General features: G+C 66.9%; 14 protein-coding genes. 11 read left to right on the top strand and 3 right to left on the bottom strand.

From position 1 onward, the window contains the following. Positions 1-177 precede the first annotated feature (177 nt). Positions 178-918, top strand: coding sequence for a response regulator transcription factor (locus tag ASF51_RS01475; RefSeq protein WP_055924209.1), 741 nt, complete (start codon positions 178-180; stop codon positions 916-918). 29 nt (positions 919-947) lie between these two features. Beyond that, positions 948-2,435, top strand: a complete 1,488-nt coding sequence (locus ASF51_RS01470) for a HAMP domain-containing sensor histidine kinase (RefSeq protein WP_055924206.1) — start codon at positions 948-950, stop codon at positions 2,433-2,435. Position 2,436: 1 nt separating this feature from the next. Here the strand turns inward: ASF51_RS01470 and ASF51_RS01465 are convergent, their stop codons facing one another. Next, on the bottom strand, positions 2,437-3,705 hold the full coding sequence (locus ASF51_RS01465; protein ID WP_055924203.1) for a hypothetical protein: 1,269 nt from the start codon (positions 3,703-3,705) through the stop codon (positions 2,437-2,439). Between the two features lie 155 nt (positions 3,706-3,860). Here ASF51_RS01465 and ASF51_RS01460 point away from each other — a divergent pair, with 155 nt between their 5' ends. Both ASF51_RS01460 and ASF51_RS01455 read left to right on the top strand, forming a co-directional pair. Further along, positions 3,861-4,769, top strand: coding sequence for an LPXTG cell wall anchor domain-containing protein (locus ASF51_RS01460; protein ID WP_055924200.1), 909 nt, complete (start codon positions 3,861-3,863; stop codon positions 4,767-4,769). Positions 4,770-4,805: 36 nt separating this feature from the next. Beyond that, positions 4,806-5,735 carry a biopolymer transporter Tol gene (locus tag ASF51_RS01455; protein ID WP_235497099.1) on the top strand — a complete coding sequence of 310 codons (930 nt, stop codon included), beginning with the start codon at positions 4,806-4,808 and terminating at the stop codon, positions 5,733-5,735. On the opposite strand, the gene ASF51_RS01450 is transcribed toward ASF51_RS01455, so the two are convergent. Beyond that, a complete protein-coding gene (locus ASF51_RS01450; protein ID WP_055924197.1) occupies positions 5,726-6,154 on the bottom strand; it encodes a DUF4190 domain-containing protein in 429 nt (142 codons plus the stop codon). The two genes, ASF51_RS01455 and ASF51_RS01450, sit on opposite strands and share 10 nt — an antisense overlap. Before the next feature lie 323 nt (positions 6,155-6,477). On the opposite strand from ASF51_RS01450, the gene rplJ reads away from it, so the two are divergent. The 3 genes from rplJ (at position 6,478) to ASF51_RS01435 (ending at position 8,316) form a co-directional block, all read left to right on the top strand. Beyond that, positions 6,478-6,990, top strand: a complete 513-nt coding sequence (gene rplJ / locus ASF51_RS01445; RefSeq protein ID WP_055924194.1) for a 50S ribosomal protein L10 — start codon at positions 6,478-6,480, stop codon at positions 6,988-6,990. Positions 6,991-7,080: 90 nt separating this feature from the next. Then, positions 7,081-7,464, top strand: coding sequence for a 50S ribosomal protein L7/L12 (rplL, locus tag ASF51_RS01440; RefSeq protein WP_055924190.1), 384 nt, complete (start codon positions 7,081-7,083; stop codon positions 7,462-7,464). Between the two features lie 156 nt (positions 7,465-7,620). Then, complete coding sequence (locus tag ASF51_RS01435) at positions 7,621-8,316, top strand: hypothetical protein (protein WP_055924187.1); 696 nt, start codon at positions 7,621-7,623, stop codon at positions 8,314-8,316. A gap of 587 nt (positions 8,317-8,903) precedes the next feature. Here the strand turns inward: ASF51_RS01435 and ASF51_RS01430 are convergent. Beyond that, a complete protein-coding gene (locus ASF51_RS01430; protein WP_055924185.1) occupies positions 8,904-9,932 on the bottom strand; it encodes a LacI family DNA-binding transcriptional regulator in 1,029 nt (342 codons plus the stop codon). Between the two features lie 305 nt (positions 9,933-10,237). Here ASF51_RS01430 and ASF51_RS01425 point away from each other — a divergent pair, with 305 nt between their 5' ends. The 4 genes from ASF51_RS01425 (at position 10,238) to ASF51_RS01410 (ending at position 16,060) form a co-directional block, all read left to right on the top strand. Next, entirely contained in the window at positions 10,238-11,563 is a 1,326-nt protein-coding gene (locus tag ASF51_RS01425) for an ABC transporter substrate-binding protein (protein WP_055924182.1), read from the top strand. 167 nt (positions 11,564-11,730) lie between these two features. Further along, positions 11,731-13,074: a carbohydrate ABC transporter permease gene (locus tag ASF51_RS01420; protein ID WP_082479447.1), complete on the top strand. Its 1,344-nt coding sequence runs from the start codon at positions 11,731-11,733 to the stop codon at positions 13,072-13,074. Next, positions 13,071-14,033, top strand: a complete 963-nt coding sequence (locus tag ASF51_RS01415) for a carbohydrate ABC transporter permease (RefSeq protein ID WP_055924179.1) — start codon at positions 13,071-13,073, stop codon at positions 14,031-14,033. Before ASF51_RS01420 ends, ASF51_RS01415 begins: the two co-directional genes overlap by 4 nt. 119 nt (positions 14,034-14,152) lie before the next feature. Next, on the top strand, positions 14,153-16,060 hold the full coding sequence (locus tag ASF51_RS01410; RefSeq protein ID WP_369797299.1) for an ABC transporter ATP-binding protein: 1,908 nt from the start codon (positions 14,153-14,155) through the stop codon (positions 16,058-16,060). The last annotated feature ends 46 nt before the right edge of the window (positions 16,061-16,106 follow it).

Raw genomic sequence — 16,106 nt, 5'->3', positions numbered from 1 at the left:
CCTTGGGAAGGCGGTGTCGGTGCGGGTGATCCGCGGTCACACGGTAGGGACGCCGCCCCGGCGAGGCTTATGACGAGGCTATGAATCACGTAAGAGCGGGAGGGCTTCCGATGTCCACAGCCGATCGCAGCCCGATTCATAGAATCCGCATAGGAACCGGGTCGATACTTGGGGCTTGTGACCGAGACCCACGCTTCCTCCTCCCGCCCCAAGATCACCCGGGCCGACGGCTCGCCCGTGCGCGCCCTCGTCGTCGATGACGAGGCCACGCTCACCGACCTGCTGCAGATGGCCCTGCGCTACGAGGGGTGGGAGATCCGCACGGCGGGCGACGGGCAGACCGCTCTCCGCATCGCCCGTGAGTTCAAGCCCGACGTGATCGTGCTCGACATCATGCTGCCCGACATCGACGGCCTCGCCGTGCTGCAGCGCCTGCGCGCCGACGGGCAGGAGACGCCCGTGCTGTTCCTCACCGCCAAGGACGCGCTCGACGACCGCATCGCCGGCCTCACCGCGGGCGGCGACGACTACGTGACCAAGCCGTTCAGCCTCGAAGAGCTGGTGGCCCGCCTGCGCGGGCTCATCCGTCGTTCGACCCTGACGCTCACCGACGCGTTCGACCCGGAGGTCTCGATCGGCGACCTCGTGCTGAACGAGGACAGCCACGAGGTGCACCGCGGCGGCGACCCCATCGAGCTCACGGCCACCGAGTTCGAGCTGCTGAGGTTTCTGATGCGCAACCCCCGCCGGGTTCTGTCGAAGGCGCAGATCCTCGACCGGGTCTGGAGCTACGACTTCGGTGGTCGCTCCAGCGTGGTCGAGATCTACATCTCATACCTGCGCAAGAAGGTGGATGCCGGACGCCCGCAGATGATCCACACCGTGCGCGGCGCCGGCTACATCCTCAAAGCGGCCTGAGCGCCGACCGGCCTTCATCCGTGCGATCCATGACCCTGCGCAACCGGCTCATCCTGAGCGTCCTCGCCCTGATCGCCCTGGTCGGACTGATCATCGGCGTCGTCTCGTCGCTGGCCCTCAACGGGTTCCTGCTCGCGCGGCTCGACGCTCAGCTGAAGACGGCCACGGACAGGTCGCTCATGTCGATCGACGGGCCGCGGCCCGACTCCCCGAGCTCGGGCAGCACCGGATCCTCCGGAGACCCCGCCTTCGTGGGAGGCCCCGGGCAGGCCGCAGGAACCCTCGGCGGCTTCAGCCTCGGGGGAGTCGTGGACCGCGCCGCGATCGTCGACTCCGCCGGGGTGCTGCAGCAGCTCACGACCGAGCAGCTCGACACCCTCTCCTCGCTCACCGCGACCGACCAGCCCCAGACCGTGAACCTGGGCGGGTCGCTCGGCGACTACCGGGTGGCGTTCGATCGCTCCGAATCGGGCAACGGCATCGTCGTGGGTCTTCCCCTCGCCGATGTCACCGCGACGGTCACGCAGCTCGTGATCGTGACCGTTCTCGTGACGATCGGCGGCCTCGTGGTGGCCGCGCTGCTCGGAACCGTGCTCATCCGCCTCGCTCTGCGGCCGCTCGATCGCGTCGTCGCCACGGCGACCCGCGTCACCCGACTCCAGCTCGACCGGGGCGACGTGGCGCTCGCCGAGCGCGTTCCGGATGCCGACACCGATCCGCGCACAGAGGTGGGCAGGGTGGGGGCCTCGCTCAACAAGCTGCTCGGACACGTGGCCTCCGCGCTGACGTCGCGGCAGGCGAGCGAGAACAAGGTGCGCCAGTTCGTGGCCGACGCCAGCCACGAGCTGCGCACGCCCCTCGCCTCGATCCGCGGCTATGCGGAGCTGACCCGGCGCGGCGACTTCGACCTGCCCCCCGACGTGACGCACTCGCTCGGACGCATCGAGTCGGAGGCCACGCGCATGACGAGCCTCGTCGAGGACCTGCTGCTGCTCGCCCGTCTCGACGAGGGGCCGTCGATCGAGAAGGCTCCGGTCGACCTCACCCGCGTGCTCGTCGACGCCGTGAGCGACGCCCACGTCGCGGCAGGCGACCACGAGTGGGTGCTCGACCTGCCCGAGGAGCCCATCGAGGTCTCCGGCGACGGACCTCGGCTGTACCAGGTGGTGTCGAACCTGCTCGCGAATGCGCGGGTGCACACGCCCGCCGGCACCGAGGTGACCGTGGCGCTCGCGTCCGGCGTCGACGCATCCGGGGTTCCGAGCGCGATCATCACCGTGTCCGACGATGGTCCCGGCATCGATCCCGTGCTGGTGGAGACCCTGTTCGAGCGGTTCGTGCGCGGCGACGTGTCGAGATTCCGGCAGGCCGGTTCGACCTCCACCGGGCTCGGTCTCGCGATCGTGCGGGCCGTGGTGGATGCGCACGGCGGGGGCGTCGAGGTCGAGTCGCGCCCCGGTGCCACCGCGTTCCGCATCACGCTGCCGAAGCGAGCGGTGGGCGCGGCCGCCCGCTGACTCAGCCTGCGGCAGCGACGCTCGCGGCATCGCTCGCGGCGTCGCGCAGCTGGGCGAAGCGGCTCTCGGCCGTGTCTGCGGTCGCCGACACGACCGTGACGAACGCGCTGTCGCCGGGCTGCGCGGCGGTTCCGCCCGAGTAGGCCGTCAGCCAGTCGTCGAGCGCGGACTGGCCCGCCTCGAATTCGGCGTCGGTCGTCTCGAGCCAGGCGCTGTACTCGGGCAGCGGAACGCCGGCGTTCAACGGCGTCTCCTTGGCGAACCGGGCTGCCGACTCGGTGTCGACCGCGGAGCGCTTCGACCAGAGATCGGCCGCGAGAACGCAGTAGTCGGCGAGAGCGGCCACGGGGCAGTGATCTGAGTAGAGAGCTGCTGCGGCGTCGTCGAAGCGGGTGTTCACCGCGCTGATCGCCGCGCCGTAGCTCTCGCGCGCGGGGCTCGCGAGCGGCTGGCAGGGAGTATCGCCCGAGCAGGCGAACTCGACCGTGCCGCTGGTGGTGACGACTTGCTCTGACTCCCCGGGCGGAACCATCAGCGGTGTGGCGGTGGCGGTCGTCTCCGATGCGCGTGCGTCGGCGATCGGCCGCAGTCGCGTGAGCGAATCGCAGAGGGTGTCGAGGGTGTCGAGCTGGGTTCTGCCGTCGGAGAGCAGCTCGTTCGCCGCAGCGAGCAGGGGCGCGATGGAGGCGGTCGCCTCGTCGACGCGGGCGTTCACGGACTCGTCGGTCGAACGCTGGGCCGGCGAGGGAGCCGTCGGCGGCGGTACGCCGGCGAGAGCATCGAACCGGCTGCGCGTGCCGCCGAGCGCCGCGCACTGCTGCGCCAGCGCATCGTAGGCGCGCGTCGTCTGCGAGAACTCGTCGTACTTCGTCTCGAGCGTGATGCCGATCGAGGTCGCGCCGAGCCCGGTGATCGCCTCCGCCGACCAGGTGCTGCGGAACTCGTCGACGGCCGCCAGGTACGCGTCGGATGGGGAATCGGGATCGGACGCGGGTGGATCGTCCGATCCGCCCGAGCCGGTGGCCGCGACGATCAGCGACGTTCCCCCGGCGACGAGGGCGAGCCAGAAGGCGATGCTGAGCACGACCCACGCGGCGCGCCGGCGGCGACGCGGGGCGGCGGGCTTGGCGAACGGAAGCGCAGTGGCGCGTTTCAGGCGGGCGCCCGAGGTCGAGCCGGAAGGCACGAGCTCGGGCATCTCGGGCGTGTTTCCCGGAGCGAGGTGATGGCTCGCGCCGACGGACGGAAACCGTGCGTCGTTCTTGGCCATCTGTTCTCCGGGTGCGTGAGTCGGCGGTGCATCATCGACAGAACCCGCCCCCCGTGGGCCCTGTGGGCTATAGTACTGAGGCTGGGGGAAAAGATACGTTCTCGAGACCGAATTGGATTCCCCACATAGTGAGTACTAGTGCACTCCGTCGTCGCATGATCGATCGTCCCGCCGCCGCGAGGCGTGTCACCGGCCTTCTGGCCGTCGCAGCGGCCCTTGCCGGCGGCCTCGTCGCCGCGAACCCGCTGGGCGCACCGCTCGCGGCGTCCGGCGCAGAAGCCGCTCCGGGCATCCTCACGATCAGCGCATCGGCGTCGCGCATCGCTCAAGGAGACCGGGCCTTCATCAGCGTGCACCGCAGCGGCGGTGCAGACGGGGTCGTCGGCGTGAGCGTCGACTCGCAGGCGCTGCCCGCAGAACTCGCCTCGGTGATCGCCCCCATCGACACCCAGGTCACCTTCCTCGATCGCGACACCGCCGACAAGGTGATTCCGATCGTCTTCCTCGGCGACGTGCCGGGTGGGCTGCCCGGCAGCGGCGATGTGCCGTCCGGTGGCGAGGTCCCGCCCGGCGGCGCGGTGCCGCCCGGCGGCGGCGATGCGCCGCCGAGCGATCCGACGGATGCGCCGGGTCTCGGGGGCGCATCGGCGCGGGCAGCGACATCGGTCGTCGCCGACCATGCGGTCGCGCGGGCGCTCGCCGCAGCCGAGGTGGGAAGTGCTCCGTTCACCGTGTCGCTGTCGGCTCCCACGGGCGGCGCGGTTCTCGGCACGCCGTCGTCCGTCTCCCTCCTGGTCGCCACACCGCCCACGACCACGCCGGTCGACGGCGGGTCGGATTCCGGGGGATCGAGCACGGGCGGCACGACCACGCCGGGCTCTGCCACGCCGGGGTCCAGCACGAAGAACAGCACGGGCACGACCAGTCCCGTCGGCGGCGACCGCTCCCTCGCGCACACGGGGGCCGACGTGATGCTGCCCTTCATCGGGGCGACTCTCGCCGCCATCCTGGGCCTCGCCGCGGTGCTGTTCGTGCGCCGACGCCGCACGCCGGAGTCGAGCTGAGTCGGACAGCCGCGGCAGGCGGCCAGAATGGAGGGCATGACGTTCCTGACCCTCCGCGCGGATCAGCGCGCCGACGTGCGCATCTTCGACCTCGATTCGGGTGAAACGTCGGTCGTGTTCAGCTCGACCTCGCTGTTCGTCGAGGCGCCGAACTGGCATCCCGAGGGCGAATGGCTCGTGCTCAACGTCGAGGGCGGCCTGGTGCGCCTGCGGGCAGACGGGTCATCGGCGCTCGAGCCGATGCAGGTGCCCGCACCGCTCGTGCTGAACAACGACCACGTGATCTCGCCCGACGGGCGGCACCTTCTGATCTCGGCCCGCGACGGCCGGCTGTACCGGCTTCCCTGGGGCGGCGGTGCGGCGACTCCGGTGACCGAGCTGCCCGATCCGGCGCTGCGCTTCAAGTACTACCTGCATTCGGTCTCGCCCGACGGCCTGACGCTGGCCGCCATCGGGGGCGGCCTCGACGCATCCGGCGACTGGGTGACCAATGTCTACACGCTGCCGGCCTCGGGCGGGCCGCACACGCAGCTCACCGACGACGCGTTCGCCGACGATGGAGCCGACTTCTCGGCCGACGGCGAGTGGATCTGGTTCAACTCCGAGCGGGCCGGCGAGTATCCTGGCCACGCTCAGTTGTTCCGCATGCGCACCGACGGCACGCAGCTGACTCGGGTCACGCACGACGATCGCGTGAACTGGTTCCCGCATCCCTCGCCCGACGGGCGGCACGTGCTCTATCTCAGCTACCCGGTGGGAACGACGGGCCATCCGCCGAACCTCGAGGTCGAGCTGAGGCTGATCGAGCTCGCGTCGGGCACGGTGTCCACGATCGATTCTTTCCTGGGCGGGCAGGGCACGACGAACGTGCCCGGCTGGTCACCGGATGGCCGCCGCGTCGCCTACGTCGCCTATCCGACGACGGAGAGCGCGGGCGGCGGCCTGCGACCGGCGCATCAGCGATAGGAGCCGATGGCGCCGACCGCTCCGAGGAAGAGCGCCCCGAAGAAGAACAGGGCGGCGAGAAGGTAGCCCGCGAGGCCGATGTATCCGAGCACGAGGCCGGCGATGGTGATGCCGCGACCGTCGTCGCCCGTGCGCTTGATCTGCGCCAGGGCGATGTGCCCGGTGATCACCGGAACGATCGCGAATCCGAGCACGCCGAGAACCAGGGTGATGATGCCCAGCACGTTGGTCGGACGCACGGGCGGGTAGCCGTACTGGGGGGATGCCGGGGTGGCCGGCTGGGCGGGGGTCGTCTGGCCGGGGGCCGTCTGCGGCGTGCCGGGCAGCGGGGTGGTGGCCGCGAGGTCGGGGGTGATCGTCGCCGTCTCGGTGGTGTCGGGCGTGTTCGGGGTGTCTGGGGTGAGTGTCGAAGTTGTCATGCTTCAACGCTACAAACGAGGATGTTCCCCGGCATCGGACCCGGGACGTGTTCTCGTAGTACCACGGCATGATCCGGGGCCGCACTTGCATGGCTCCGGCGCATGACGTACAGTGAACGAAGCCAAAGACCGCCGGTTATCGCCGTGCCCGCATTCGACTCGTTCGAACGCAGACGCTGTGATCGAAGGTTCACGTCCGTGAAGACCTGCGCAGGAATAGTCAGTAAACGCACACTCGTGTGCATTCGCTCCGGCCTCCTGCGCCGGAGCTTTTTTTGTGGGGTGAGCCCGGGGCTACCGGCATTGAAACCACAAGGAGCGCCATGGCGAACAAGGAAGCCTCGGTTGCCGAACTCACGGAACTTTTCCAGAGCTCGACCGCCGTTCTGCTGACCGAGTACCGCGGTCTCACGGTCGCCCAGCTGAAGACGCTGCGCGGCACCCTTCGTGAGCACGCAAGCTACGCCGTGGTAAAGAACACGCTGACCAAGATTGCGGCCAACAACGCCGGCATCTCGTCGTTCGACGACGAACTCGCCGGCCCGTCCGCCATCGCATTCGTTCACGGTGACCCTGTCGCCGTTGCGAAGTCCCTGCGCGACTTTGCCAAGGCAAACCCTCTTCTCGTTGTGAAGGGCGGTTACTTCGACGGTAACCCCCTCTCCGCCGAAGAGGTCTCGAAGCTCGCCGACCTCGAATCCCGGGAGGTGCTGCTTGCCAAGCTCGCGGGCGCCTTCAAGGCCTCGCTGTTCGGTGCCGCATACCTCTTCAACGCACCGCTGTCGAAGGCCGTTCGCACGGTCGATGCGCTGCGCGAGAAGCAGTCAAGTAACTAACACCCTTCAACAAACCGTTCCCTGAGCGTTGTGCGCAGGTAACACCAAACCGTTCCCTGAGCTTGTCGAAGGGGAAACAAGGAGAAAATCATGGCAAAGCTGTCAACTGCAGAGCTGCTCGACGCGTTCAAGGAGCTCACGCTCATCGAGCTGAGCGAGTTCGTCAAGGCGTTCGAGGAGACCTTCGAGGTCACCGCTGCTGCCCCCGTCGCGGTCGCCGCGGCCGGTGGCGCTGCCGCCGCAACCGAAGAGGTCGAGGAGAAGGATTCCTTCGACGTCGTCCTCGAGGCTGCTGGCGAGAAGAAGATCCAGGTCATCAAGGAGGTGCGCGCCCTCACGAGCCTCGGTCTCGGAGAGGCGAAGGCACTCGTTGACGGCGCTCCCAAGGCCGTCCTCGAGGGCGCCAACAAGGAGACCGCCGAGAAGGCCAAGGCTCAGCTCGAAGAGGCTGGCGCAACCGTCACCCTCAAGTAGTCTGCGCTCCGGTTTCGGAGCACGCTACTGAATCAGAAGGCCCCCGCACTGAACGTGCGGGGGTCTTCTGTGTTTCGGGAGAGGCGATGTTTCCTGAGGGGCTGTGTTCCCAGCCGTCATGTGTACCCTGAAGACCTGCGCAGGGAAGGAGCGATCATGGCCACGGTCTACGACGATGTTCCCCCGCGGGTGCACGACGCCCCGCCCGCCCGAGACAGACGCTCCTTCTTCGATCCGAGTGCACGTGCCGGCGTTCGAGCATCCGCGACCCGGGTCGTCGGCACCGTCAAGGCCGTCGCCCCTCCCGTGGCGAGCGGCGCGGCTCAACTCGGAGTGCTGACCGCGCAGGTCATCGCAACCGGCGCTGCTCTCTCCGTGGCCGCCACGATCCTTCTGCTCGGTTCGGGCTACGCCGACGGCGGGGTCGGGGCTTTTCTGCTCTGCCTGCTCGCCGCGGTCGTCACTTCGGCGATCTCCACCGTCTTCGTCGTGGTGCTCGGGGTTCCGCTCCGTTTCACGCGCCGCGCCCGGCTCTGGTGGATCCGCAACGGCGAGCTCGCCCTCGTCGGCACCGCGATCGGTGCGGGTCTCGTCATCGCGTCGGCCACCCTCGGGGGAGGGGGCGCGCCGAACGGCTGGCTGCTCGTTCCGGGGTGGCTGCTCCTGGCCTTCTCGCTCGCGCACGCCTGGTGGCCGGATCGCTGGCGCCCCGAACGCCTGCGCACCAGACGACCTGAGCCGCGCGTGCGCGCGGCCGGCCACGCCCGCGGCGACCGCCGTCGCCGGGCGCGAGCCACCTTCGACGAATTCCTGACCGCCTCGGGCCGAGCCTTCCGAGGAGAACGCGACTAGTCGCATCCGGCCCTGTTCTGCGCTGATTGGGTAGCCGCGCGAGGAACGAGTACGGCGTATCGCCTCACGGTGGTCTCCTATGAAACGTGACCCCACCATGCGTTGATTGAGTGGCCGCGCGATGAACGAGCCGGTGTTGTGGGAATCCTTCCCGCGGTGGCGTCGATGCGGCAGCTTCGTGGCCTACTCGACAGCGCAATGGGAGGAGATGAGCACATCCGGCCCGAATACTGCGTTGGTGTGGCGTATCTCCTCCCATTCCGCCAGGTTGGGCGGAGATGTCGAGCTACGGCCGAGGGGTCACCTGACGTGACCCACCCACTGCGCCGGTCGTGTGACGCACTGAAGTGCGGAAAGTGGCCGCCTCGCCGACGGTCGACGCGGCCACTTTCCGCACTTCAGTATGACGGTGGCCTCGATACGGCCGCAGGCGGCCTACTCGACCAGCGCAGAACAGCGTTTCCCCCCACCACCGAGACGCGAACCGGCTTAACCGCTCGATACGCTCGTTCCTCGCTACCCGACCGGCGCCGGAGGGGTTCGCTCGACCGGCACCGAAGCAGGATTGCGCGAACGGCGCGGTCGTTTCAGCGCTGGGCGCCCGTTCTCGGGGCCGACGTGCTCGAGCGCATCACGAGCTGTGCGGGCACCATCGTGTGGATGCTCGGCGGAGTCCAACCGGAGGTCTCGAGCTGGCGGATGACCAGGTCGACCGCCTGCTCGCCCTGCTTCGCCGGGTTCTGCGCGATCGAGGTGAGGCCGAAGAGCTCGGCCAGCGGATGGTTGTCGATGCCGATAACCGAGAGGTCGTCCGGCACGGAGATGCCGAGCTCGCGGGCCGCCAGAATGACACCGATGGCGACCTCGTCGGCTGCCGCGAAGATCGCCGTGGGTCGCCGTCGGGGATCGCCGAGGATCTGCTTCGCCACCGCGTAGCCTCCGGGGATGTCGAAGTGGGTCGCCATGTACGACTCGTCACTGAACGGCAGACCGGCGGCTCCGAGCGCATCTCGGAAACCCTGCAACCGCTTCGAGTGCACGTGGAAATCCATGAGCTCGGCCGAATCGCCGCCGACGTGCATGATGTTCGTGTGCCCGAGGGCGATCAGATGCTCGGTCGCGAGCCGCGCCGCAGCGATGTCGTCGATGCTCAGCGTGGGGATTCCGGCGAGGGGACCGCCGATTCCGGCGATGGGCTTGCCGAGCGCGAGCAGCGATGCCGCCTCGTCGGGTGAGATCTCGAGGGTCACGGCGATGATCGCGTCGACGCGCTTGCGCACGAGGAAGTACTCGAAGACCCTGCTGCGGGCCTCGGTGTTCTTCGTGAGGTTGTAGAGCATGAGGTCGTAGCCGCGATCGAGGAGCGCGCGTTCGACTCCCTCGATGATGCTGCCGAAGAACCACTGGTTGATCACGGGGATGATGACGCCCACGTTGTTGGTGCGACCGGTGACGAGGCTCGAGGCATTCGACGACACCACGTAGCCGAGCTCGTTCGCCGCGGTCTCCACCCTGCTGCGGGTGATGGTCGACACGTACCCCCGACCGCTCAGCGCGCGCGAGACAGTGGCTTTCGATACCCCCGCTCGAAGCGCGACGTCTTCGATGCCCGACATTCCTGGCCGACCTCCTCGTCTGCAACCGCTTCCAGAATCGTAACGTCTCCGTCACAATTCCGCTGCCCACCATAGTGTCGTCCCTGGAAACGCGCGGAACTCTGAGAGCGCTCTCGGTATCGAATCGTTACGGAATTTTCGACTGCCGAGAGAGAGCTTGTGATTTATTAGGACTTATGGAAAGGTTTTCCTACCTGCCCTCCTCGCGGCCTGTTCGCGCGGTTGGGGCGCCCTAGTCCGGTCACTCAACCGGCAGGCAGATCGGCAGTCCTGACGATCTGTTCTCGACTCAATGAGGAGGAGAAATGCGGGTTTCCCTGCATCGCCGTATCACAGCACCCATCGCCATCGCCACAATCGTCGGACTCGCACTCGTCGGCTGCGCCGAAGAGAGCGGCACCGACTCCGGTTCGACCGAGGGTCAGACCGTCAAGATCTCCGGTGGCATCACCGGCACCGAGGCCGACGCCCTGAACAAGTCGTTCGACGCGTTCACCAAAGACACCGGCATCAAGGTCGAGTACACGGGTGACAAGAGCTTCGAGGGCAACATCGTGACGAAGGTCACCGGTGGTTCCGCCCCCGACATCGCCATCGTTCCCCAGCCGGGTCTGCTCAAGACCCTCGTCGACACCGGCGAGGTGAAGGAGGCCGGAGAAGAGACCGAGGCCAACGTCGACAAGAACTGGTCGCCCGACTGGAAGAAGTACGGCACCTTCGACGACAAGTTCTACGCTGCTCCCATGCTCGCCAGCATCAAGGGCTACGTCTGGTACTCGCCGGCCAAGTTCAAGGAGTGGGGCATCACGGTTCCCACGACGTACGACGAAGTCCTCACCATGACGCAGACCATCCGCGACAAGACGGGTGCCGCCCCCTGGTGTGCAGGCTTCGCCTCCGACGCCGCGTCGGGCTGGCCCGGAACCGACTGGATCGAGGACCTCGTCCTTCGCCAGTCCGGCCCCGAGGTCTATGACAACTGGGTCGCAGGAGACGTCAAGTTCACCGACCCCGAGATCAAGGACGCGTTCGACGCCGTCGGAAAGATCCTGCTGAACCCGGACTACGTGAACGCGGGCTACGGCGACGTGAAGAGCATCAACTCCACCGCATTCGGTGACGTCGCGGCGAAGGTCGCCGACGGCAGCTGCGCCCTGACCCACCAGGCATCGTTCCTCTCGGCGAACTTCCTCGACGTGAAGACCGCTGCCGGTGAGACGCCCACCGTCGGTCCCGACGGAGACGTCTACGGCTTCGTCCTCCCCGGCATCGAGGCCGACGCGGCCAACATCGAGGTCGGCGGCGAGTTCGTCACCCCGTTCACCGACTCCGAGGCAGTCCAGAAGGTCACGGCCTACATGGCGACTCCCGAGTGGGCCGACATTCGCGTCGGACTCGGCGGAAGCATCTCGGCCAACCTGAACGCCGACCCGTCCAAGGCATCCAGCCCGCTTCTGCAGGACGCCATGAAGCTCCTCCAGGACCCGAACACCACCGTTCGTTTCGATGGCTCAGACCTGATGCCGTCGACCGTCGGTGCCGGTTCGTTCTGGAAGGGCATGGTCAGCTGGATCGATGGCAAGGACACCGACACGGTGCTCAGTGACATCCAGGCCGGATACGACAACTAACGCATAACCACCTGTCGGGCACACGTGCCCGGCGCCCAGTGGGGGCCGCTCTTGCAACGGGGCGGCCCCCACTCTCGGCCCCGCAGATCTCATGATCAACGCGCTGGTTAATTAAGCGCTACTGTTGGCCAATCCAAGAGTCCACCGTTGTACTCGAAAGGGTATCCATGTCCGACACACGAACGAAGACGCCTCCGGTGTCGCAAGTACCTCCGGAGCCGCACGACTCCCCGAAGCGGCCGCCGTCGGCACGAACGACCAGGCTGGTCGTCGCCGGGGCCGCGGTCATCCTGGCCGTCGTCTTCATCCTGCTGATCACCTCGCCTCCGAACGATGACGCCAAGCCCGTCTCGCTCGGCTTCTCGCTGAACAGCCTCTTCCGATGGATGGGCAACCTGAACCCCCTGGTTCAGATCCCGATCATCATCGTGATCTTCGGCCTCGTGATCGCGTTGATCCTCGTTCTCATCGAGTACGCGCCTCGCTCAGGCAACTTCTACTTCTGGCTGCGTCTCGCCGCGTGCTTCGTGATTCCCGTTCTCGCGTTCATGCTGCTGCGCCCGTACCAGAACGCCCTGATCTGGGTCCTCGTCATAGCGCTCGTCGTCGGCGCCCTGCTCTTCTTCGCCGACTACCGGTCGAGGCAGGGAGCGGGCTACCTCTTCCAGCTGGTGACGTTCATGGCGCCGGCAGTGCTGCTGCTCGCCATCGGACTCATCTACCCGACCGTCGCGACGATCTACCAGTCGTTCTTCGACAAGACGACGACCACGTTCGTGGGACTCGAGAACTACTTCTGGGTCTTCACCAACCCCGAGGGATTCTGGTCGGTCGTCAACACCCTCATCTGGGTGCTCGTCGCTCCGGTGTTCTCTACGATCATCGGCCTCGCCTACGCCGTGTTCATCGACAAGGCCCGCGGCGAGAAGTACCTCAAGTCGCTCGTGTTCATGCCGATGGCCATCTCGTTCGTGGGCGCCGGAATCATCTGGAAGTTCATCTACGACAACAGGCAGGGCGAGCAGGTCGGTCTGCTCAACGCCATCGTCACCGCGTTCGGCGGCCAGCCCGTCTCGTGGCTCGACGCGCAGCCGTTGATCAACACGCTCCTTCTCCTCGTCGTCTTCATCTGGACGCAGACCGGTTTCGCCATGGTGATCCTGTCGGCCGCCATCAAGGGAGTTCCGACCGAGCAGATGGAGGCCGCCGAACTCGACGGCACCAACGCCTGGCAGCGCTTCCGCAACGTCACCGTTCCCGGCATCCGTTCCTCCCTGATCGTCGTTCTGACAACGATCGCCATCGGTTCCCTCAAGGTGTACGACATCGTCGCCGTGATGACCGGTGGTCGCGCCAACACGACCGTTCTCGGCTTCGAGATGGTCAACCAGCAGCAGCGTTTCCAGAGCTACGGACACTCGGCGGCCCTCGCCGTGGTGCTGTTCCTGTTCGTGCTGCCGCTGATCATCTACAACGCAAACCAGATGAGGAAGCAGAGGGAGATCCGATGACCGCCGACACTCTCGTCGACACACGCACCAAGCGTCAGGTCGCCCGGCAGACTCAGAAGAGCGAGAAGATGGCGCAGAAGCGCCTCACCTCGAAGGGCGCGACGATCGCCGCGATCATCATCGCGGTCGTCTGGACCATCCCGACCTTCGGCCTCTTCGTCACCTCGTTCCGACCCGGTGCCGACACCCAGTCGAGCGGCTGGTGGACCGTCTTCGTCAACCCGTCGTTCACGCTCGACAACTATTCGCAGGCGCTGAACTCGGGTGGAACCGCGTTGACCCTGGGGCAGTCGTTCATCAACTCGCTCGGCATCACGATTCCCGCAACCGTGTTCCCGCTCGTCATCGCCTCGCTGGCGGCCTATGCCTTCGCCTGGATCGACTTCAAGTTCAAGAACATCGTGTTCGTGGGTGTCTTCGCCTTGCAGATCGTGCCCATCCAGATGGCACTTGTTCCGCTGCTGAGCCTCTTCTCGAAGGGTCTCACCGTCAACGGCGTCGGCATCTTCCCGGGGTTCGAGCTGCGTGACGCGGAGCACAGCTTCGCAACGGTCTGGATCGCCCACGCGATCTTCGCCCTGCCGCTGGCCATCTTCATGCTGCACAACTTCATCTCGGAGATTCCGGGTGAGGTCATCGAGGCCGCTCGCGTCGACGGAGCCGGACACGGACAGATCTTCTTCCGTATCGTGCTTCCCCTGGCCACGCCGGCCATCGCGTCGTTCGCCATCTTCCAGTTCCTCTGGGTGTGGAACGACCTGCTGGTCGCGACGATCTTCGCGCCGTCGACCTCGCTGCCGCTCACGCAGACGCTCAACTCGCTGTCGGGCACCTGGGGCAACCAGTGGTTCCTGCAGTCGGCCGGTGCGTTCATCTCGATTATCGTTCCGCTCATCGTGTTCTTCTCGCTGCAGCGCTTCTTCGTTCGAGGCCTGCTCGCGGGAGCCACGAAGGGCTAGCTCACCTCAGGCAAGCTCAGGCACTGAGTCGCCCTTCGACAGGCTCAGGGAACGCATCGTTCCCTGAGCCCGTCGAAGGGCTTTGTTCGTTGTGCGGCGGGTAAGTTGAAGAGATGAGTATGCGAGGGGGCGGCGGCGGCCGCCGAGGCGGGGTCAGCGCCGGCGACGCAGACCTCCAGAAGGAGCTCAACAAGGACGCCCCGAAGATCGACCACCTGCTGAGTCGCATCCTCTCGCTGTTCTCTCCCTATCGCCGACCGATCATCGGCACGATCGTTCTCGTGCTGCTCGGCGCCGGTCTCACGGTGATTCCGCCGCTGCTCACGCAGCGAGCGTTCGACGACGGGCTCTTCCCCTCGGCCGACCCTTCGGCAGGCGCAGGGAGCGATACGGGAGACGCCGGCTCGATCATCCAGGGCCCCAACCTGCCGGTGCTGATCGAGATCGTCGTGCTGATGATCGTGATCTACGTCGTGTCGAGCCTGCTGAGCGTCTGGCAGACGTATCTCACCGCGAAGGTCGGCAACAGTGTGATGGGCGCGCTCCGCGTTCGCCTGTTCACCCACCTCGAGGCGATGGAGCTGAGCTTCTTCACCAAGACGAAGACCGGCGTCATCCAGTCACGCCTGCAGAACGACGTGGGCGGCGTGGCCAACGTTCTCACGAACACGATCTCGTCGATCCTCGGCAACACGGTCACGCTCATCGCCGCCGTCGTCGCCATGATCCTGCTGAACTGGCAGCTCACGATCGTGGCCCTGGTGCTCATGCCCATCCTGGTTCTCGCGCAGCGCCGGGTCGGCCAGGTGCGGGCCCGGATCGCCACGAAGACGCAGGAGTCGCTGTCGGACATGACGGCGATCACCCAGGAGACGCTGAGCGTCTCGGGCATCCTGCTGTCGAAGAGCTTCAACCGCCAGCAGACCGAGATCCGCCGCTACGCCGACGAGAACGCCACGCAGGTTCGGCTGCAGGTCAGCCAGCAGATGAGCGGCCAGTGGTTCTTCGCCATGGTCAACATCTTCCTGTCGGCCATTCCCGCCATCGTGTACCTCGTCGCCGGCTGGCTGCTTGTCGGCGGGGCGCCAGACATCACGGCGGGCACGATCGTCGCCTTCACGACCGTGCAGGCCAGGCTGTTGTTCCCCCTGCTCGGGCTCATGCGCGTCGCGCTCGACCTGCAGACCTCGAGCGCCCTCTTCGCGCGCATCTTCGAGTACCTCGATCTGAAGCCGGCCATCGCCGACGCACCCGATGCGCGGTCGGTCGAGACGGCATCCCTCGGCCGGGTCGAATTCGACGAGGTCGTCTTCCGCTACCCGGATGCCGAGGCCGACTCGCGGCCGACCCTCAACGGGGTCTCGTTCGTGATCGAGCCCGGCCAGTTCGCCGCATTCGTCGGGCCGTCGGGGGCGGGCAAGACGACGGTGTCGTACCTGGTGCCGCGCTTCTACGAGGCGACAGACGGCACGGTGCGCTTCGCCGGCACCGACGTGCGCGAGCTCAGCCAGGACTCGCTCGTGGCGAACCTCGGAATCGTCAGCCAGGAGACGTACCTCTTTCACGCCACGATCGGCGAGAACCTGCGCTACGCCAAGCCGGATGCGACGCAGGCCGAGATCGAGGATGCGGCGCGGCAGGCGAACATCCACGATCGCGTCATGAGCTTTCCCGCGGGATACGACACGGTGGTGGGGGAGCGGGGCTACCGCTTGTCGGGTGGCGAGAAGCAGCGCATCGCGATCGCGCGAGTGCTTCTGAAGGACCCGGCGGTGCTCATCCTCGACGAGGCCACCAGCGCGCTCGACACCATCTCCGAACGGGTGGTGCAGGCAGCGCTCGACACGGCATCCCGGGGCCGCACCACCATCGCGATCGCCCATCGTCTGTCGACCGTGCTGTCGGCGGATGTGATCTTCGTCATCGACAACGGCGAGGTCGTCGAGCGCGGAACGCACCAGGAGCTCATCGACGCCGGCGGGGTCTACTCGACGCTGTACTCGCAGCAGCGAGAAAATTCGTCGTGAAAAGTGACGGGTGTGACTAAGGTTGCACCCAGGGGGCGGCGGTTCG

Source organism: Agreia sp. Leaf283 (assembly GCF_001422485.1).
In the GTDB taxonomy this organism is placed as follows: Bacteria; Actinomycetota; Actinomycetes; order Actinomycetales; family Microbacteriaceae; genus Agreia.
Note: the sequence above shows the minus strand (reverse complement) of the source record. Positions and strands in the feature narration are given on the sequence as shown.